20 protein-coding genes are annotated in these 19492 nt (G+C 49.4%); 8 read left to right on the forward strand and 12 right to left on the reverse strand.

All coding sequences use genetic code 11. The features are described from left to right. Window positions 1–19 precede the first annotated feature (19 nt). A complete protein-coding gene (locus MUN34_RS00225; RefSeq protein ID WP_247856550.1) occupies window positions 20–1054 on the forward strand; it encodes a DUF2332 domain-containing protein in 1035 nt (344 codons plus the stop codon). 105 nt (window positions 1055–1159) lie between these two features. Further along, entirely contained in the window at window positions 1160–1762 is a 603-nt protein-coding gene (wrbA, locus tag MUN34_RS00230; RefSeq protein ID WP_247856551.1) for an NAD(P)H:quinone oxidoreductase type IV, read from the forward strand. A 45-nt stretch (window positions 1763–1807) separates the two neighbouring features. Here the strand turns inward: wrbA and MUN34_RS00235 are convergent, their stop codons facing one another. After that, window positions 1808–4246: a HAMP domain-containing sensor histidine kinase gene (locus tag MUN34_RS00235; RefSeq protein WP_247856552.1), complete on the reverse strand. Its 2439-nt coding sequence runs from the start codon at window positions 4244–4246 to the stop codon at window positions 1808–1810. A 213-nt stretch (window positions 4247–4459) separates the two neighbouring features. Here MUN34_RS00235 and MUN34_RS00240 point away from each other — a divergent pair, with 213 nt between their 5' ends. After that, on the forward strand, window positions 4460–4633 hold the full coding sequence (locus tag MUN34_RS00240) for a hypothetical protein (RefSeq protein ID WP_200868714.1): 174 nt from the start codon (window positions 4460–4462) through the stop codon (window positions 4631–4633). A 51-nt stretch (window positions 4634–4684) separates the two neighbouring features. Here the strand turns inward: MUN34_RS00240 and MUN34_RS00245 are convergent, their stop codons facing one another. Continuing rightward, complete coding sequence (locus tag MUN34_RS00245) at window positions 4685–5698, reverse strand: zinc-binding alcohol dehydrogenase family protein (RefSeq protein ID WP_247857025.1); 1014 nt, start codon at window positions 5696–5698, stop codon at window positions 4685–4687. 179 nt (window positions 5699–5877) lie between these two features. Here MUN34_RS00245 and MUN34_RS00250 point away from each other — a divergent pair, with 179 nt between their 5' ends. Further along, window positions 5878–6315, forward strand: coding sequence for a hypothetical protein (locus tag MUN34_RS00250; protein ID WP_247856553.1), 438 nt, complete (start codon window positions 5878–5880; stop codon window positions 6313–6315). A 269-nt stretch (window positions 6316–6584) separates the two neighbouring features. Here the strand turns inward: MUN34_RS00250 and MUN34_RS00255 are convergent, their stop codons facing one another. The 4 genes from MUN34_RS00255 to MUN34_RS00270 form a co-directional block, all read right to left on the reverse strand. Beyond that, window positions 6585–7082 carry a PCYCGC domain-containing protein gene (locus MUN34_RS00255; protein ID WP_247856554.1) on the reverse strand — a complete coding sequence of 166 codons (498 nt, stop codon included), beginning with the start codon at window positions 7080–7082 and terminating at the stop codon, window positions 6585–6587. Window positions 7083–7175: 93 nt separating this feature from the next. Then, on the reverse strand, window positions 7176–8093 hold the full coding sequence (locus MUN34_RS00260) for a metal ABC transporter substrate-binding protein (protein WP_247856555.1): 918 nt from the start codon (window positions 8091–8093) through the stop codon (window positions 7176–7178). Then, on the reverse strand, window positions 8090–8950 hold the full coding sequence (locus tag MUN34_RS00265) for a metal ABC transporter permease (RefSeq protein WP_247856556.1): 861 nt from the start codon (window positions 8948–8950) through the stop codon (window positions 8090–8092). The genes MUN34_RS00260 and MUN34_RS00265 overlap by 4 nt, the downstream gene beginning before the upstream one ends. Further along, window positions 8947–9687, reverse strand: a complete 741-nt coding sequence (locus tag MUN34_RS00270; protein WP_247856557.1) for a metal ABC transporter ATP-binding protein — start codon at window positions 9685–9687, stop codon at window positions 8947–8949. Before MUN34_RS00270 ends, MUN34_RS00265 begins: the two co-directional genes overlap by 4 nt. Window positions 9688–9922: 235 nt before the next feature. On the opposite strand from MUN34_RS00270, the gene mgtE reads away from it, so the two are divergent. After that, complete coding sequence (gene mgtE, locus MUN34_RS00275; RefSeq protein WP_026827291.1) at window positions 9923–11275, forward strand: magnesium transporter; 1353 nt, start codon at window positions 9923–9925, stop codon at window positions 11273–11275. Window positions 11276–11345: 70 nt separating this feature from the next. Here the strand turns inward: mgtE and MUN34_RS00280 are convergent, their stop codons facing one another. The 5 genes from MUN34_RS00280 to MUN34_RS00300 all read right to left on the reverse strand — a co-directional run bounded on the left by MUN34_RS00280 (window position 11346) and on the right by MUN34_RS00300 (window position 16566). After that, window positions 11346–12917, reverse strand: coding sequence for a glycosyltransferase (locus MUN34_RS00280; RefSeq protein ID WP_247856558.1), 1572 nt, complete (start codon window positions 12915–12917; stop codon window positions 11346–11348). Window positions 12918–13078: 161 nt separating this feature from the next. Then, window positions 13079–13711: a hypothetical protein gene (locus MUN34_RS00285; protein WP_247856559.1), complete on the reverse strand. Its 633-nt coding sequence runs from the start codon at window positions 13709–13711 to the stop codon at window positions 13079–13081. A gap of 14 nt (window positions 13712–13725) precedes the next feature. Then, the gene (locus MUN34_RS00290) at window positions 13726–14052 is read right to left on the reverse strand and encodes a potassium channel family protein (RefSeq protein WP_026827294.1); all 327 of its coding nucleotides are present in this window, start codon (window positions 14050–14052) and stop codon (window positions 13726–13728) included. Next, complete coding sequence (locus tag MUN34_RS00295) at window positions 14049–15632, reverse strand: GGDEF domain-containing protein (RefSeq protein ID WP_247856560.1); 1584 nt, start codon at window positions 15630–15632, stop codon at window positions 14049–14051. Before MUN34_RS00295 ends, MUN34_RS00290 begins: the two co-directional genes overlap by 4 nt. A 94-nt stretch (window positions 15633–15726) precedes the next feature. Further along, a complete protein-coding gene (locus MUN34_RS00300; RefSeq protein WP_247856561.1) occupies window positions 15727–16566 on the reverse strand; it encodes an SDR family NAD(P)-dependent oxidoreductase in 840 nt (279 codons plus the stop codon). A 131-nt stretch (window positions 16567–16697) separates the two neighbouring features. On the opposite strand from MUN34_RS00300, the gene MUN34_RS00305 reads away from it, so the two are divergent. The 3 genes from MUN34_RS00305 to MUN34_RS00315 are packed head-to-tail and all read left to right on the forward strand — an operon-like array spanning window position 16698 to window position 18945. Continuing rightward, entirely contained in the window at window positions 16698–17453 is a 756-nt protein-coding gene (locus MUN34_RS00305) for a DeoR/GlpR family DNA-binding transcription regulator (protein ID WP_247856562.1), read from the forward strand. Window positions 17454–17455: 2 nt separating this feature from the next. Next, window positions 17456–18496, forward strand: coding sequence for a Gfo/Idh/MocA family oxidoreductase (locus MUN34_RS00310; RefSeq protein WP_247856563.1), 1041 nt, complete (start codon window positions 17456–17458; stop codon window positions 18494–18496). Next, window positions 18493–18945, forward strand: a complete 453-nt coding sequence (locus MUN34_RS00315) for a heme-degrading domain-containing protein (protein ID WP_026827299.1) — start codon at window positions 18493–18495, stop codon at window positions 18943–18945. The genes MUN34_RS00310 and MUN34_RS00315 overlap by 4 nt, the downstream gene beginning before the upstream one ends. A 57-nt stretch (window positions 18946–19002) precedes the next feature. Here the strand turns inward: MUN34_RS00315 and MUN34_RS00320 are convergent, their stop codons facing one another. After that, window positions 19003–19482 carry a DMT family transporter gene (locus MUN34_RS00320; RefSeq protein ID WP_247856564.1) on the reverse strand — a complete coding sequence of 160 codons (480 nt, stop codon included), beginning with the start codon at window positions 19480–19482 and terminating at the stop codon, window positions 19003–19005. Between the last annotated feature and the right edge of the window lie 10 nt (window positions 19483–19492).

Raw genomic sequence — 19492 nt, forward strand, 5'->3', positions numbered from 1 at the left:
TAAAAAGGGGGAACAACACATGACAGAAACTGAACTCGCACAACGTTTTCAGACGTTTGCCGAACGGGAGTGCCGCGACTCCAGTCCGTTATACGAATACTTATCATTCGAAATTGCCAAGGATCCGGGGATTCTTAGCCTATGCCGGCATGCCCGCGACGGTCAGCCGGTGCCGAACCTCCTGTTCGGAGCAGTTCATTACCTGTTGTTAAAAGGCGTCGATCATCCGCTCGCCACGTATTATCCGAGTGTGACGAACCAGACGAAGCCTTTTAATAATGCGTTTGCCGACTTCCAGTCATTTTGCGCGACGTATGAAGCGGATCTGATTCCGTTGCTTGCGCAACGGCTCGTTCAAACGAATGAAGTCCGGCGCTGTACCTATCTCTATCCGGTCTTCAGCCAGATTCATCAACAGACCGAGCAACCACTTGCGTTGCTCGAAATCGGAACAAGTGCCGGCTTGCAATTGTTGTTTGATCAATACAGCTACGCATACGGAAACGGGGAAGTTGTCGGAAATCCATCATCGCGCCTTCAGTTGACGTCAGTCATCGAGGGGACGGAAACGCCAGCCATGGCACAAACACCGCCGTCGGTCACAAGTCGGATCGGACTTGATCTGAACATCGTCGACTTGAAAGATGCGGACGAACAACTCTGGCTGAAAGCGTTAATTTGGACGGAACACCACGAGCGGCTCGCGATGTTCGAGTCGGCTGCCCGGTACGTCGAAGAGTTCCCGCTGGAGCTGGTCGAAGGGGACGGAGTCCGCTTGTTGCCGCACTATGCAGCACAGACACCCGACGACAGTATCCTCTGTATCTTCCATACGCATGTCGCGAACCAGATGCCGCTCGCGGTCAAAAAAGAACTGTTGCAGGTCGTCGAAGAAATCGGTCGGACGCGCAATCTCTATCACGTTTATAACAATGTTCAGGATCGTTATCTGCACCTTGATTCGTACATCGACGGCGTCTTGACGGAACAGACGATTGCCGAAACGGACGGACACGGCCGCTGGTTCAAATGGCTCGTGACACAAGAAGTGTAAAATCCTCTTGAATTCAAGGGAAACGTGTTAATTTATCCAAAAAACGGGAAAAGATGACTTGTACATCCATCGTCCGTCACTGTTTTTAAAAAAAGGAGCGAAGTCATGTCTAACGTGAAACTGGCTGTCATCTATTACAGTTCGACCGGAACCAATCATCAACTCGCCACGTGGGCGAAAGAAGCAGGAGAAGCGGCCGGCGCTGAAGTCCGCCTTGCGAAAATCAAGGAGACGGCACCGGCAGAAGCGATTGCTTCCAATCCACTCTGGCAAAAACATACCAATGCGACACGCGACGTCGAGGAAGCGACATCGGATCTGCTCGACTGGGCGGACGCCATCATCTTCAGCGTCCCGACCCGTTACGGACATGTCCCGGGACAATTTCAACAGTTCCTCGATACGACAGGTGGACTCTGGGGACAAGGGAAGCTGGTCAATAAAGTCGTCAGTGCCATGTCGTCGGCGCAAAATCCGCACGGTGGACAGGAAGCAACCGTCCTTGCCGTTTATACATCGATGTTCCACTGGGGCGCGATTGTCGCAGCACCAGGCTATTCGGACCCGGTTCTGTTCGCAGCAGGCGGAAACCCGTACGGTACGACCGTTACTGTCGACCAGGAGGGGAACATGGTCGAGTCAGTCGAACCGGCCGTTCGTCATCAGGCGAAGCGGACCGTCGATATCGCAAGCCGCATCAAAGGATAATAAAAAACCGCACCATTCCGCCAAGGAAGTGGTGCGGTTTTTTCGTCATAACGGTGGAGTCGGATTGAGCGGTAAGTCGACCGTGAACGTCGAACCTTGTCCTTCAATCGATTCGACATGAATCTCGCCGTCATGGGCACGGGCGATTTCGCGGCAAATCGATAAGCCAAGCCCGGTTCCGCCAATTTGACGGGTATCGGAATTGTCGACCCGGTAGAATTTTTGGAACAATTCACTCATCGCTGAAGACGGAATCCCGATGCCGTGATCGGTCAAGGCGACCGTGACACGGTTGTTCTGTTCCGTCAATCGGATTTCAATCGGACCACCGCCCGGTGAATACTTGATGGCATTATTGACCAAGTTTCCGAACAGTTGACGGATTTTCTTCGAATCCCCGTTAATGATTTGGACCGTCTCCTCGGAGAAGATCTGGATGTTATGTGCTGAAGAGGACAAGCTGTGCAACTGCTTTAAGTCCTTCATCATCGCCAGTAAATCAAATGGCTCGAACGTATACTCCTGTCGATTTGCTTCCATCCGCTGAAGATCGAGGAAGTCGTTGATCAACAGCGACAGCCGTTCGGTTTCCGAATGGACGGCAGCCAGATATTTCTTTTGACGGTTTGGTGGCAGGTCACGTTGAATCATCAGTTCCGTGAACCCGTAGATCGAGGACAACGGAGTCCGTAATTCGTGCGAAATCGTCGAGACAAGTTCGTTTTTGATCCGGTCGATTTCCACTTCGTTGGTTACGTCACGGAGGACGAGCAGAATCCCGCGGAATTTTCCGCCGTAGTGAATTTCTTCCGAATACGTTTTGATAAAACGTTTCTCCCGGTTGATTGAGAAGGTGATACCTTCGCCTGTTTTGCGCTCGATGAACGTTTGACGTAAATAGAGTTCAAACTCCGGCAGTTGATCAACCTGATATTTTAAATGAGTGATGGAATCATTGACTTCAATCAGCCATTCCGCTTTCGAATCCTTCACAGACGGGTGGTCGAACAAATCGAGTAACGGACGATTGATCAATTGAATCGGTCCCTCGGGTTCGATGTAGACGATCGATTCCCGGATCGAGTTCAACAAGCGGGCCGTTTTTTCGCGTTCCCGTCCGATTTCGTCGAACGTCCGCATCCGAAGTAACGACAAGGCAAGTTGACGTGCAAAGGCAGCAAGTTCTTCTTGTTCCTGCGAATCAAACGGATGATGGAGACGCATCAGGTAGATATAGGCGATGATCTCATCGGTGCTGGCATCAAGAACGGGTGTGACGGCAATCGCGCGTTGGGCAAACTGAGCGGTATGCGGGATTTTATCCTTCCGTGCTCTGCGGATGACGGGTTCGATGGTCGCAATCAAATCGTCCTGTTCCTGTTCCGTCAGACCGTAGGAAATGATATTTGTCACCGTCGTCCCTTCCTTGAAGATCAAGGACCCGTTCGTCGAATCCGTAATCTCGACCATCTTTTCGATGACGGCAGGATAGGCGGTCACTGTGTCGCGGGAAGCAAGGGTCTCCGTCAACTGATTCCGGATTTTCAAGTGTGCTTCGTTCCGTAAGGTGAGTTGCAGCGCCTGCTCTAAATTATCATTGGACGACATCAACCGGTGTTTATTGTCGGTCAGGGCCGTTGCCATTTGATGGAACGATTTACTGAGCTCACCGATTTCGTCGGTCCGATTCATAGGAATCAACGGTGCGGTATGTTGTCCTTGCGCAAGCAGCTTACTTTCTTTACTGAGGAGTTGAATTTGACGTGTCGTCCGTTCAATAAACGGTCGGATGATTAAAAGAATGACGAGGAAAAGGACAAGTAAATTGACGAGCCAAATCCATTCCGCATATTTCGTTTGTTTGATGAGTTTATCCTTCGCCATCGATTCTTTCGCTTGAAGGCTCGTCCGGTAGCTCGTGAAGACACTTTCCATCGTATTGACACTTTTCCGCATCGTTTCGCTGTTCGAAGCGTTCATCTTGAATTTTCGATTCGGATCCCGTTTGACTTGCGGCATCATCGATTTCAAACTCGGCATCTGTAAAAACGTTTCATCGACAGTGCCGTCTTGTTTTGCTTTCACGTATTTAATCAGGCTCGGCATGACGAATGTCGTGTAAGACGTATAGAGGGAGCGGACATCCGATGCATAAATTTGATCGGCTTTATAGGTTCCGTTTTGTTCGAACCACTCTGTTTTTTGCTCAAGTGATGCTTTTTTTTCATTGATGGTCTCAAGAACGGTGTCATCGCCGAATACAATGTATCCGCGCATCTCATATTGTAAGGATTGCCAATCATCCCACAACGACGTCGCCCGTTCTTGACGTTCACTGATGGCATCAAGACTTTTTTTGGCACTTACGACCTGGTGATTTGTATAAAAGTAAGCGGCAATCGAAGATACTGACAGCGTAATCAGTATAAGGTAGAAAGCAGACATGATTTGCCGGCTTATTTTTTGATTGAACCATTTTTTCATATAATTATGGATGCCCCTTTACGTCAGCTTTCCTCGTGGATAAATAGATGTAACTACTATACCTATTTCTTACCGTAATCGTACATTTTTTAGACTCAGAAAAATAGTCTTATTAGAAAATCATCTTAAATACAAGAAATTCATACCAAAAAAACTGCATGATGGGTAAGAAGTAAGAAGGAATGGTACTTTCGCACAAAAGGAGGAAAAAAGATGAACTATCGATTTTTAGCAGTGCTGTTTGCGGCGGATGCTGCGGTCCTGATTATCGGAGGGATGTTGCTGCGTGATACGTTTCAATATGCACCAGTCATTGGCTGGGCGGGAGGACTCCTGTCGTTGTTTGCCGCCATCGTCTTTTCGATGAGACGTCAAAAAAACAGATAATCAAAAACAGGGCGTGCTTCTCGAAAGAGAAAGGACGCCCTGTTGTTTGGATCAATGCTGTTCGACGACGATTTTACCGATCGTCTTGCCACTCTCGACGAGGCGGTGGGCCTCTTTTAAATTCTCTGCGTTCAGTCCGATCAACGTTTGGGTGACAGTCGTCTCCAGTGTCTCTTCATCGAGCCAGGTCGCGACTTGCGTCAGAATTTCATGTTGGCGGATCATGTCCGGTGTCTCGAACAGGGAGCGGGTGAACATGAACTCCCAAGCGAAGGTGGCACTCTTTTGTTGCAACGCGCTGAGATTGAGTGATTGATCGGTCTCGACGATACTGCAAATTTTTCCTTGCGGAGCGATGACATCGACCATCGCATCAAAATGCTGATCCGTCGCATTCAGACAAAAAATGTAGTCCACGTAAGAATAACCGAGCTTCTCCAATTGTTCCCGGAAATCATCGTGGTGATTGATCGTATGATGGGCACCATGTGCTTTCGCCCAGTCAATCGTTTCCGGACGGGATGCGGTCCCGATGACGGTCAGGCCGGCATGGTTCGCGAGTTGCGTCGCGATGGAGCCGACACCGCCGGCTGCTCCGATGATTAAGATGGTCTTCTCAAGATTTGATTTGGCATCGAATGTCAGTTGGAGGCGGTTCGTCATGGCTTCGTATGCCGTCAAAGCGGTTAAGGGAAGAGCTGCCGATTCACTGAACGTCAAACGTTCCGGCTTCTTCGCAACGATTCGTTCATCGACGAGTTGGAAAGCACTGTTGGAACCGGGACGATTGATGGCGCCGGCATAGTAGACTTCATCACCGACGGAAAAGAGGGATGCGTGATCCCCGACTTCGACGACGACACCAGATGCATCATAGCCGATGACTTTCGGTTCTTGTTCGTCCGCGCCCTTAGCCCGGACTTTCGTATCGACCGGGTTGATTGAAACGGCTTTGACTTCAACTAAAAGATCGTGTCCTTGTGCGACCGGGCGTTCGATTTCAAGATCAATCAGGCTGTCAACTTCTGTAATCGGTAAATGTTTGTGGAATCCAATGGCCTTCATCTGTTGCATGACAAAACATCCTTTCAGAGATAAGTATCTTTTGAACTTTTCCACGCGTCACGAAAAACGAAACCCGTCCAAAATTAGAAAACGCATTTCCTTCCTCTGAAGTCAAATCATTAAATTGGAAATTTGTAGTAGAATATAAAATATGAATCTTCCTAAAGGAGTCGAATTGTATGCATGATGTCATTTCTTTTCCAGCTGCCCCGACACAATCAATCATTGAACGGTTTTTAGTCCATGCGCATCCGTATCCCCGCTCGTACCAACCGGCGAAGTTGATTGCGCTTCGACGGGAACGAGGGGTCATGAACCGGTTGTACCGGACAGAACGCGAATTGATTCTTCGTCCGAGTGAGCCGCTTGCCCCGCAAGTGCAGCGCCTGTCGCTCGAACAACAACGGCGTCTGATCGGTTATATGGAAGCCCGGCAGAACAGTTTCGGGTTTGCTGAGGCGGAAACGTATAAGTTTTATCTCCTTGAGGTTGCTTATGAATTACGGCATCTTCCACGGACCAGTCAACCGCTTCGGGCACATACGTATTATCAGCTCGAGGAGCTATTATCAGGTAAACCGTTTGTTCTTCATGCGACGGCTCGCCTGAAACGGTAATTCTTCACTTTCAAAAAGGGGCTGACGCAAAAAAGAATCACTCGTTCTTTCACGCCCTTTCCTCAGGCGAGACATAAGCCAGTTTTCCTGCCCGTATTCAGGCAGGAAAGCGGGTCTTATTTGTCTCTGACAGCGCAAGTAGACTTGCGCTTTTCCTGTAGGAGTCGCGTGAAGAGAATGATTCTTTTTTTTACGAGATAAGGGTAGTGGAGTACAATTCTGCCACCCTTATCTTTGGAGACTGATTACTGAGTCAGCCGATTTTTGATTTAGAGGGCCGGAGTCGGAGTCGGTTTGGCACCTGTCTTTGCATAGGCCGCATCAATATCAGAGCGGATTTTTTTGACCGGAGTACCTTGTTGGTAAGCGACGATCGATTGGGCTGCGATATCAAGACACGTTCCGCACGTAATCCCGTGTGTCGTCCAAGTCGTTTTTCCGTCTGCTGTTTGATCGGCGATGAAGCAGTCGTAGTTGCTCGTGTGTCCGGCCGATTCTCCGCATCCGCAATAACACGGTATCTTTTCCAAAAGATCCTGATGTTTGGCGACAGACAGGTAAATCGTCTGAATCGAAGAATCCGTTTCTTTTAAGAACGCCGGTGCAATCGCCGGCGACGTCGTCTGTTCCAGTTGATCGGCACTTGTGTGCGTCGCATGGGCCTCATGGTCAGTATGCGGCGCACTCTTTTGTTCTGTCTGTCCGCACGCACCGAGGGCAAGCGTTGCCGATAGTGTCATGATCATCCATCCGGTTTTTTTAGGCATCTTCATTCCTCCATAACTCGTTGATTCTTTCCTTAGTATACGGTGGAAGAATCAACGGCAGATAAACCAGGGATGGCGATCCGATGACAGTTTTTAGCGGTTCAATTGTTGTTCAATCGTCTCGAAGTTCATTTCCATCATCGTCAAGTACGTCGAACCACCTGTTCCTTTTGCCCCGAGTGAATCCGTGTAGAGGGTTCCGCCGATCGGAACACTGGTTTCGCGGGAGACCGTCTCCATGCTGCGCCGGTCGACACTCGTCTCGACGAACAGTACCGGAATGTCCTGTCGTTTGATCAAATCGACGATTCGGCGGACTTGATCCGGTGTGCCTTGGTTGTCGGAATTGATTTCCCAAATGTAGTCGGCTTTAAAATCGTACGCGTCGCTGAAGTATTTAAAGGCACCTTCACTTGTGATCAGATGACGCTCGGCGTCCGGAATCGCAGCAAAGCGTTCCTTCGCGTTTGCATCGAGTGTCTTGAGTTCCTTGATATAGGCGGAAGCATTCTTCTCATAATCGGCTTTGTTCGCCGGATCTTCTTTAATCAATCCGTCTTTGACGTTTTCGACATATTGAATGCCGTTGCTGAGATCAAGCCAGGCATGAGGATCGGTTTCCTGTTCCTTTCCGGCTGCCGTCAGATACTTTGGTTCGACACCCTTACTGAGCGCATAGACAGGCGCGTCTTTGCTGTCCTTGTTCGTACTCGAGCGGAGTTTATTGAACCATGATCCGCCGGCTTCAAGATTCAGACCGTTATAAAAGACGACATCGGCATCTGCCATCTTCCGGACATCGGTCGGCAGCGGATCGTATTCGTGCGGATTTTTGCCGATCTTGACCATGCTGTGGACGTCGACATGTTCACCGCCGACGACACGGGTCATATCTTCTAAAATCGAATAAGTCGTAACGACTTGCAGTTTCCCGTCGTCGGCAGAATCTGGAGTACAGCCGGTCAGTAAAACAGCGAGACCGGTTAAAGGAATCAATCGTTTGAATGTCATGTCGTGAGCTCCTTTTTCGGTGATTTCCATTTCCGAAGCAACCCGTGGCGCGGTGAAAAAATAAATACCAGCGCAAACAGGACGGTCGCGACGAGGACAATCGAGGCTCCGGACGAGAGGTTATAGGTGAAACTGAAATATAAACCGACGACGGAAGAAATCGTCCCGAGACCGGCTGACAGGAAAATCATCCGTGACAATCGGTTCGTCAACAGATAGGCGGTCGCAGCCGGCGTAATCAACATCGCGACGACGAGAATGATACCGACTGTCTGGAGAGATGCGACCGTGACGAGGGTCAGCATCGTCATCAGCAGGTAATGAATCAACCGTGTCGATAAGCCGTAAGCGGCAGCCATCGTCGGATCAAATGAGGTCACGAGCAGTTCTTTGTAGAATAGAAAAATTGCCCCAAGGACAATCAGACCGATGGCAAGCGTCATCCACATGTCACTTGGACGGACGGCGAGGACGTTTCCGAACAGGATATGGTACAAATCGCTGCTGCTGCGTAAAAAGGAAATCAGGATGATACCAAGCGCAAAGGCCGACGTAAATAAAATACCGATTGCCGTATCATTTTTGATCCGGCTGTTTTGACTGACGAAACCGATGCCGAGAGCTGTCAACAGACCGGTCGCGACAGCGCCGATGAAGAAGTTGATCCCGAGCAGATACGAGATGGCGACACCCGGCAGGACCGCATGGGAAATCGCGTCGCCCATCAGCGACATCCCGCGTAAAATGATGAAGCAGCCGATGACGCCACAGATGATGCCGACCATGACGGACGTCACAAGGCCTTTCTGGAGAAAATCATATTCGGTCAAGGCTTGGATGAAATCGAGGATATTCATGACGAAACCTCCGCTTTCTGAAGGAAGGCAAGCGGATTGCCGTATGCGCCTTCGATGATATGCGGCTGCAGGACATCTGTTGGCGGACCAATCGAAATGACCCGTCGATTAAGCAGCAACAGGGTATCAAAATAATCGGCAGCCTTACTTAAATCGTGGTGGACGACGACAATCGTTTTGCCTTCATTGCGTAGTGTACGCAATAAATCGATGATGACCCGTTCGCTGCCGGCATCGACTCCGACGAACGGTTCGTCCAGTAACAGCAGTTCTGCTTCCTGCGCCAAGGCACGGGCCAAAAAGACACGTTGTTGTTGACCGCCCGACAGTTCACCGATTTGTCGGTCGGCATAGTCCTGCATGCCGACGCGTTCGAGACAAGCAATCGCCAAGGCCCGGTGTTGTTTCGTCGGACGCTTGAATAAACCGAGTTGTGGATAACAGCCGATCAGAACCGCGTCGAGCACCCGAATCGGAAAATCCCAATCAATCGCACTGCGTTGCGGAACATAAGCGACTTTCGTCCGGGCCTCTTTCGTCGATTGACCAAGCAAACGGATCGTAGTTGCTTCTGCCGGAATCAATCCCATGATGGCCTTGATGAAGGTTGATTTTCCGGCACCGTTCGGACCGATGATGCCGACAAGCTGCCCTGACATGAATCGAACCGACAATTTTTCTAAGGCGATGTTTTCGAAATACGAAACGTTTAATTGCTCTACTTCTACTGCGTGCATGTGAAGATACTCCTTTCAACTGCTTTATTTTTGGTGTGGAAACAAATGTTTCCTTAGGGCAAGAAAAACTCTAAAAAAAGAGTTTGCCTAATTACATAGATTATTCTCCGAACTAATAATGTTTCCTTTAGGCAAATTTTAAGGTGGGATGAAAGAAATGTCAACTGCTTTCGTAGAAGTGCTTTTGAAAACATCGTGCTAAGATGGAAGAGGAGAAAAACGCGGGGGTGAGAGGATGAGTCAGTCAGAGGAACAACAATGGAAGTTGCTGTTACTTGAGGCATTGGTGAAAGAGCGGCGTGAAGATGCGCAGCAAGTGATTGAAGAAGTTTATCCATATGACTTAGCAAACTGGTATGGTGAGCTCGGTGCGACGGAGCAAGAACGGCTCCTCCGTTATCTCGATCATGAGCGTTTGGCGGACGTCATCGAGGAACTTGAACTTGAACAGCAACTCGAGGTGTTACGACGCCTTGATGTCGAGCATGCCGGTCACGTGATGGACTTGATGGAAAATGATGATTTGGCAGACATACTGGAAGAGTTACCAAAAGAAGAAGTCGACCGCTTGTTATCCGGTATGCGTCAGGACGAAGCCTTGATTGTTCGAAACTTACTGACGTATCCGGCAGAGACGGCAGGCCGCTTGATGACGAACCGTTTCATCTGGGTGACGGATGAGTCGACGATTGGCGAGACGATCGAGAAGATGCGCGATTATATCGAATACTCGGAGACGATCAATTACGTCTATGTCGTCAATCAGCTGAGTCAGCTCGTCGGTGTCATCTCGTACCGTGATTTGATTCTTGCGAGTAACGACGAGCGGATTGCGGACGTCATGGACCGGAAAGTGATCAGCGTCTCGTCCGAGACCGATCAGGAGGATGTCGCGAAAATGTTTGAACGCTACGATTTAGTTTCGTTGCCGGTCGTCGAAGGGGACGTCCTCGTCGGATTGATTACGGTCGATGATGCCCTCGACGTCTTACGGGAAGAAGCCAACGAAGACATCGAGAAGTTATCCGCTTCCGGTAAGTCGATTGATTTTGATACGAAGCCCTGGGTGGCCGCGACCCGGCGTTTACCCTGGTTGATTTTGTTATTATTCATCGGACTGGTTTCAGGATCAATCATCAGCCAGTTTGAGGAAACCTTATCAAAAGTCGTCGCGTTGGCATTCTTCATGCCGATGATTGCCGGGATGACCGGAAATACAGGGACCCAGTCGCTGGCTGTCGTCGTTCGTGGTTTGATTACGCGTGAAGTCGACAAAAAAGTCGTCACCCGACTGATTCTCCGGGAGTTACGTGTCGGTCTGATCATCGGTGTGACATGTGGCATCTTGATTGCCATCATTGCCTATGTCTGGCAAGGGGACCCGATTCTTGGTCTCGTCGTCGGCAGTTCACTGATTATCACATTGATTTTCGGAACACTGGCCGGAACAATCATTCCACTGATTTTGCATCGTCTGAATATCGACCCGGCGATTGCATCCGGTCCGCTCATCACGACGCTGAACGATATCCTGTCGTTGCTCGTGTATTTCGGGATTGCGACAGCCTTTATCAGCCGTTTGATGTAACACAAAAAAGTATCGTTCTGCCGAATCTGTTGGATCCGGCGAAACGATACTTTTTTCTATCGACTGGAAATCAGTCGGTCTGGGCATCAAGTGTCTCTAACAAGTTCACCCAACGCGTTTCATAGTGTTGATCCGAGAACGGTTCAAGTGCTTTAGCGGCACGTGATCCCATCAGTTGTCGGGCATCGGGATGAATCATCAAGTCGATTGCGGCTTCGGCGAACTTAGCCGTATCTCGTTTAGGAATGAGACGTCCTGTCACCCGGTCCTCGATGATTTCTGCCGGACCATAACAAATATCGTAAGCGATGACCGGAATCCCGTAGCTCATGCTTTCGAGAATCGCCATCCCGAACCCTTCGGATTGTGAGGTGAAGAGCGTTGCGACGGCACCAGCATACGCTTCCCGCATATCAGCGACGAATCCTTTGAAGTGAATGTGATCGGTCAAAGCCAGTTCCTTGATCAATGCCAAAAGATCTTTTTCGAGTTGATCGTTATAACCGAACCCATAGAAATCAAGGAAGGCATTCGGATTATGATCGACGATCCGACGCATCACCCGAACGGTTTCTGCGACATCCTTTTTGATCTGAATCCGTGATACGACGACGAATCGATTCGGATTGACGGGATCAACAACAAGCGCATCCGCCACTGTGTTCGTAAACGCATGCGGGATGGAATGGAACAGGGAAGCGTGACCAAACTGTTGCTTCATATGGTCGGCCTGTCGGGATGTCGCTGTAATGACAGCACTCCACTCATCAATCCGTTTGAACAAAGTATTCCAGACACCACTGACGGCGGCGGTTTCATCAAAAGGCGAAACAAAATGATTGCTGTGTCCAAATGCCACTTTCCGAATGTTTGGATGCCTGACGTTCAGTACGACGGCGTCCAGGTTCTGTTTCGGTAAGTTCGGCAGACGGTCCCGGAATTCGGACGTCAGCAGGACAGCCGGATACTGTGCCAATAAGTGACTGAGCGCAAACGTATAAAAAGCAGCCGGGTCATTGAATTGGAGCTGTTCGTTTTTTCCGAAATAGAACAGATGACTCCAGTCCACGGAATTCATCTTGTGCCAAAGTGTTAAATAACAGGTGCCGTTGCCGTGAAGAAACTGGCGTGAGACAGGTTTGTTCGTCGTCTTGGAATAATGAACGATTTGGAAAAGTTGTCCGTTTTCAAGATATTCTTCCCGTTTTAGTCGATGACGTGTATCTGAAAAATAATCGATGAAAACAAGCCGATCCATTGCATCAAAACGGACATATTGGACGTAGACGCCATTGTCAAAGATACGGTAGGAATCGTTTTCCGTCCGGCTTACGTCATCAAAGACAATGAAGTGCCGATCTAACCGTTTCAAGAGTCGGGCTTTTGTCTGCTTCTCGTTTGCCTTCTGCTGTCCTAACGTATGGATCAGGTTCGTGACCTGGACATGCGGATTCAGAAGGTCAAGCTGTATCATCTCTTCTCGGGTACTATCGATCTGAGTCTGGAGACCAAGTGTCAAAAGATGGACAGCCCGGTCTGGTTCAGCAGCGGCGACCGTATTTGCTCGTTTGATGACGGCTTTGACAAGCCCGCCGCGTTTCGTGCCCAATGTATTTAAAGTGAAAAAAGTTGTTCTTTTCATGAATTTTGGCTGTCGGATAAACAATATTTTTTAGTAGGATAAAAGACAACCTCACCTCCTTTTTGTCTTTTTGAGTGATGCCAACCTTAGCACATCTATCGAAGACAAGGAAATAAGGGTTCATACATATACTCTCGAAATTGAATCGATTTAGACTAATTTCATCTTATCCACACGGCGAGCGGACCGATATCATCAAACCCGGCTTCGAGTGCTGTGATTAATTGATCGCCGTATTCATAGCCGACGAGCGGCTGCCCCGGAAAGTGGGCGGAACTGAGGCGAATGACATCATCCCAGAGCCGTTCATCCAGGTAATCCGAAGTCAGGTGGGACAATCCCGTCGTTTGACCGTTCGAATAGGCGATAAAACCTGCTTGCTGATGATCCGAAAAAAATAAGCGGACATCCGAACGGGCAAACAAGCTGTTCGGTAAATCTTCCGTTTCAATGAGTGTGAAAAAACGTGTTGCCTCACTTGAATTGGTCACAACGGTCCAATCGGCGGGAAGTGCCCGGCGATCAAGAATGGGATGGCGCGTAATCCATTCCGCCGTGAACAGATGGGTCAGTCCAGCGCGTGAAAAATCGTAACTGGCGGTACAATCCTTGACGCTCGTAATCCCGGACAGGTCCAGCTGTTGTTGGTGAGAGCGGACCATCATCTCCGGATAGAGCGGAGGCACGTCACCTTTCGCGAGCCAGCTATCCGGTGTTTCTGTCACGGTACATCCATGTAATTCGCAAATCAGACGACACCAATCGAAATTATTTTGAATGGCTGCTTGCCGCATCCAGACATCCCCTTTCAGTCTTCTTGTTCCTTGATCAAGACATAGGCCAGTGTGGCAATCAACGTAAGGAATAAACCACATCCGATTGTGATGTAGGCCATCGTAAAGATTTTCCCGAGTGTCGTGACGGGAGCGAACGTCGGATGACCGACCGTGCTCAACGTCGTGATACAGAAGTAAAGAGCATCGACGACGGTTAAATTTTCCTGGGTGCTGTAAAAAATCGTTCCGGACAGTAACGTCAACAGACAAAGTATCAATAGACCGCGAAAATAAGATAACTGGAAAGCATGGCGTAATCCTTTGAATAACCGTGAAAAAATCGCAAGCATGGAAATCATCGTGAGCCTCCTTCGGACGGTCGTTGGACCGAATCGAGTGTATCATGAATCCGGTATCCGTTTTTACCATTGTATTTGATATGATACATGGCCTGATCAGCATGATGAATCAATGTATCCAAACTGATACCGTGATCGGGTGAATAGCTCAGCCCTATACTTGTTCGAATCTCGATCAACTCTTCCGCGAGCGTAAACGGATTATCCTGGAAGGTCTGTAAGAGGGAAGTTGCGAACTGGTGCAACTGTTCCGGTGTTTGATTGTGCAACAGTAAAAAGAATTCATCACCGCCGACGCGGGCAGCGAAGCCAAGCGGTTCAACGGTCCGCTCCAGTAACCGAGCCAAATGAATCAAAAAGGCATCACCGATTTGATGGCCGTACGTATCATTGATGCCTTTAAAGCCGTCGAGGTCAACGACGACAATCGTGATACTGTCCTGTTCGAGGATTGCTTGTCCGGCCCGTTCGTAAAAATTACGCCGGTTGGGGATTTTCGTTAACGGGTCGTGGTAGGCGAAAAAGCGAATCGTCTGCTCGGCTTCTTTGAATGACTGGATATCCCGAATAAGCAACATCCCGTGGATCTCCTGTTCGATGAAGACAAAGTCCGCGTCCATGACGACATAGCGTTCCTGTTGCTCGAGTGTCAGAATTTTTGTTTCGTATTCATTGAATTTACGCTGAGAAGCAAAATGGATCTCATAATGCTCAAGCCAACCCCGTTGCTTTTTCTCCGGCAGATAGTCGACGAAGGGATGACCTAGTAATTCTTGTTCCTTGAGCAGCGTATAAGCAGCTGGATTTGCACTCTCGATCCGTCCGTGACGGTCAAGCAGCAGAATCGCCGAAGGATTTAAGTTGTAAAGCGTCGCAAACCGTTTTTGGTAAGAGGCAAGATAATCAAACCGGCGCATGGCGATCGTTAAAGCACCCGCCCAAAACAGTCCGCCGTACATATAGGCATAGGGTGGCATCACTCCGTAAAACGAGTTGTATCCGAAGACAACATCCCAAACGAGAACCAGGAGTGCAACACCCAGCAGAACATGGATGATGCCGCGCCGTGCATCCCGCAATTGAGTCCGGGCATAAAACAGTAAGCCGATTACAAGAAGGTGGAAAACGTTTCCCACAGTCATCGTGATTAAGTACGATGCATTGAATTCCGGATAAATGAAGGAACCGATCCTTTCAAATTGCTGACTGTTGATGACATTCGTCTGAAAGATATACGTAATCAGGACAATGACCATCGGTACATAAAAGATGCCCGGGTAAAGAAAGCGCGGCATCTTTTTCCACAGATTCGAGACACGGAAGATGAAGTGGAGCGATGTACTGAAGACAAGTAATCCGGCATTACCGAACCAGTACGTCACAAAAGCGGGACTCATGGAGACGGGAGCAGCATTACGGAAAAATTCGCCGAGGAACAGCATCCCGTAGGCGAAAGTGAACAGACTCAGCAAGCGATGCTGCGAGCGTTTCGGGTTTCGCAACAAGATGTCGATGGCCATATAAAACATAATGAACGTCGGAATCAAGTAGACGGCCGTGTATAAAAATAAGTGTGCCATGAAAAACCGTCCTTCTAAAATGAATTTAAAGAGATAGCTTCATTATAGAAAGAAGCAAAGAACGAATCTGATTTTGTTTTGAATAAAAGGGAAATCAGTCTAAATTTAGTGTCAGTTGCCGGGTTTTGATTGTCCCGATAAGACCGGACGGATCGCTCGCCGTTTTATGGGCAACAAAAGCTTCATCTTCCGGTGCCGTCCGAACGCGCAACGGCTTTTCATCGGCATGGACGAGTTCAAAAATCAACTCGGCAATCGTTTCCGGCGACTGGCGCTCGGCGTGTCGGACTCGGTACGTCCGTAAATAACTTTCGACGATCGGTTTGAAATCATCGTCATGAAGACCACCCGTTTGCTCCAAACGATCGAGGACGTTTGCCGTGAAGTTCGTCTCGACGGCAGCCGGTTCGATTAATGTGACGTCGATCGAGAAAAACGGTTTGTAGTAAGTGGCGAGGCTTTCGAACAAACCTTCGAGTGCAAACTTGCTGGCACAATAGATTTCATTCATCGGTTGACCGACGAGTCCGCTGATGCTCGAGGTGGCTAATAGATGGCTGCCGTTCGGAGCGGCTTTCAGGAGCGGCAGACAACATTCAATGGTCCGCATGACACCAAACACGTTGATATCGAACAATTGATTGATTTCATAACTCGTCGCTTGTCCAAGCGCCCGTAACAATCCTTGACCGGCATTACAAAATAAAGCATTCAAGTGACCAACTTCCTGCTCGATGACGGAAACGGCCTGTTTTAGACTCGCGAGATCAGTTACATCGACTTCAAGAAAGTGCAGATGCGGTAAGGCGGCTTGTTCGAGTGCCGGTGTCAGTTCACGTGTACCGGCATACACCGTCCATCCTTCTTCAGCAAAACGTGTCGCCGTCGCGAAACCGATTCCGGACGAAGCACCGGTGATGAAAATCGTACGCATACATCATTCCTCCTCGTGAATTCCTGGTTATACCGTTCTTTACCCGAATTCACTGAAGTTATTTTGCGTTAAAATTGCATAATTTAATCAAAAAACTTAAAATGAAGAAAAAGAACGGGAGGACAGGCAACATGGCGCAACAGGATCGACTTCAACAAATGCGGGAATGGATCAAGACGGCACCTGAAATTTCACTCGATCAGTTGATGGAGGCGTACCGCATTTCGCGTGATACGGCCCGGCGTGATTTGATTCAACTGGAGCGGGAAGGAAAAATCATCCGGGTCAAAAACGGTTTGATCCGTGTTGGGACGAACACGACCGTTCAGTACGACCGGCGAACCGAACAGCCGGAAAAAAATCGGATTGCCAAACGTGCTGTTCAGTATATTCAACCGCAGCAAAAAATCATTCTTGATGCGGCTTCGACCGTCGCCCGGATGGCGGTTCATCTGCCGGCGCAACCGCTCCAGGTCATTACGAATGCACTGGCGATTGTCGACCAACTCGAAGCCCGTCCCGAAATCGATTTGTATGTGACCGGAGGGAAGTTGGACCGGCATGCGCGCAGTCTCGTCGGTATTAAAACGGCGGATGATATTTTGAACTATCAGGTCGACCGTGTGTTTCTTGGAGCATGTGGGCTGACGGAACAAGGGATATTCGCTGAAAACCTGGAAGAAGCAATCGTGAAAAAGGCGATGATCCGCAGTAGCGCGGAAATCATCGTACTGGCGGACCATACGAAGTTCGAGAAACGATTTCTGCACAAAGTCTGTGATCTTGCTCAGATCGATGTCCTGATTACGGATGAACGACCGCCTGAACAGTGGCAGGCCTGGTTGCACGAAGCGGAGGTCTTACTGGAAATAGCAGAGGAGGAATAAACATGACGACGATTCAAACGACACTGGTCGGATTCGGATTTTCAGCTGTAACGTTTCATGCTCCATTGATTCAAGCATTACCCGAATTCACGGTCCGGCAAGTCGTATCAAGCCAGGCGGACAAAGTGGCGACCGTGTTCCCGGAAGCACAAGTGATCGGGACGCTCGAAGAGGCTTTGGAAGATGAACAGACAGAACTGGTCATCATCACGACTCCGACGGCTTTACATTTTGAGATGGCGAAACAAGCCGTCGAAGCAAAAAAACATGTTTTGCTTGAAAAACCGGCGGTCGTGACACTCGAAGAAGCAACGGAGCTACAGCGTCTTGCAACGCAGCACGGCGTTTATGTCGCGGTTTATCAAAACCGTCGATACGACGGCGATTTCCTGACGATCGAACAGTTGGTCGAGATGAATGAAATCGGGGATTGGCAATTGTTCGAATCACGGTTTGACCGGTATCGTCCGGTCGTCCGGGATCGTTGGCGCGAAAAGCCGGGACCGGGTTCGGGTATTTTGTTTGATCTCGGTTCCCACTTGATTGATCAGGCGCTTGCTTTATTCGGTGAACCGGATGCTGTGGTCGGAGATGTCTTATTCCAGCGTGACGGGGCGGAGACGGATGACGGATTCCAGATTACATTGCATTACGGAAAACGCCGGGTCGTCTTACGCTCGAATTCGTTTATTCAAGGAAAGACCCCGCGATTTGAACTGCATGCCACACGTGGCAGTTACATCAAATACGGAATGGATCCGCAGGAAGCACGCCTTGCGTCAGGACAAGCCGTCGATGCCTCAATTGGTCAAGAGGAAACCACCGACTTTGGATATCTGAAGATTGCCGATCATCCGGCCGAGCGATTGGCGACACTCCCGGGCAACTACCTTGGTTTTTACAAAGCGCTTGCTACAGGGCTGAAGACGGGTAACGTACCGGTTGATTTGACGGATGCTCTCAAGACGATGCAACTCATCGAGGCTGTTCGCTTGAGCAGTGAGACGGGACGCAAAATCTTCCGGAAGGAGTGGGATCAATGAAACTGACGAAATTGTTGGCGCAAGAAGAGACACTGACATTACGTCAGTTTACGAATCACGATGCCCTCCGTGCCGGACAGTATGTCATCGACCGGGCCTTACAGGATAAACTCAGCGTTGCCATCGAGCTGAAACGGAACGGGCAACGGTTGTTTTATGCAGCACTTGACGGGACGGCACCCGATCAGGAAGAATGGATACGGCGAAAATCGAACGTCGTCCTCCGGCACGGACACAGCTCACTCTACATGCGGTTGTATAATGAAGCGAAACAGCGTGCGTATCATACGATGTATGCTGTCAATCCGGCGGACTATGCGGATGCCGGCGGGTCATTCCCGATCCGCGTCACAGGGGTCGGTGTCATCGGAACGATTACCGTATCGGGTTTATCGCAGGAAGCCGATCATCAGCTGGCGATTGATGCATTAGCCTTTTTAAAAAAGTAAGCAGACGAAAAACCGGGAGTGCCTTCGAGTTGAAGACACTCCCGGTTTTGTATGGTCTCAAGAAGCCATCGAGTCGGAGGCAGGTGCCTCGACACGCCGTTTGTTGCCGCGGTAAATGAAGAACAAGGCGGCTAACATGAACAGAAGACCGGCAAAACGTTTAAAATCAAATGCCACCTCGACGCCACCGAATGTCCCGAAGTGATCCAGTACCATTCCGGCCGACAACTGTCCGATGACGGTTGCGATACTTGCTGCCGTGACCCCGATTTTCGGGACAGCGAGGATGGTCAGGAAGAGATAACTGACACCAAACCAGACGGCACTGAGCTGCCACCGGGGAGCATCAAGAATCAGCAGAACATCTCCTTGTCCGAAAAAGAGGACGGCGAGGGCGAGCAGGAGCATGCCTGTGAAAAAAGTTAAAAACGTACTTTCGAGTGCGCCGGCTTTTTGACCGAAGGCACCGTTGATTGAAGACTGGGCACTGAGGAGAATCCCTCCGAGCAGTGTCATCCCGAGTAATGCGATATTCATCAAGTTTCCT

The organism is Exiguobacterium sp. 17-1, assembly GCF_023096305.1.
In the GTDB taxonomy this organism is placed as follows: Bacteria; Bacillota; Bacilli; order Exiguobacteriales; family Exiguobacteriaceae; genus Exiguobacterium_A; species Exiguobacterium_A sibiricum_A.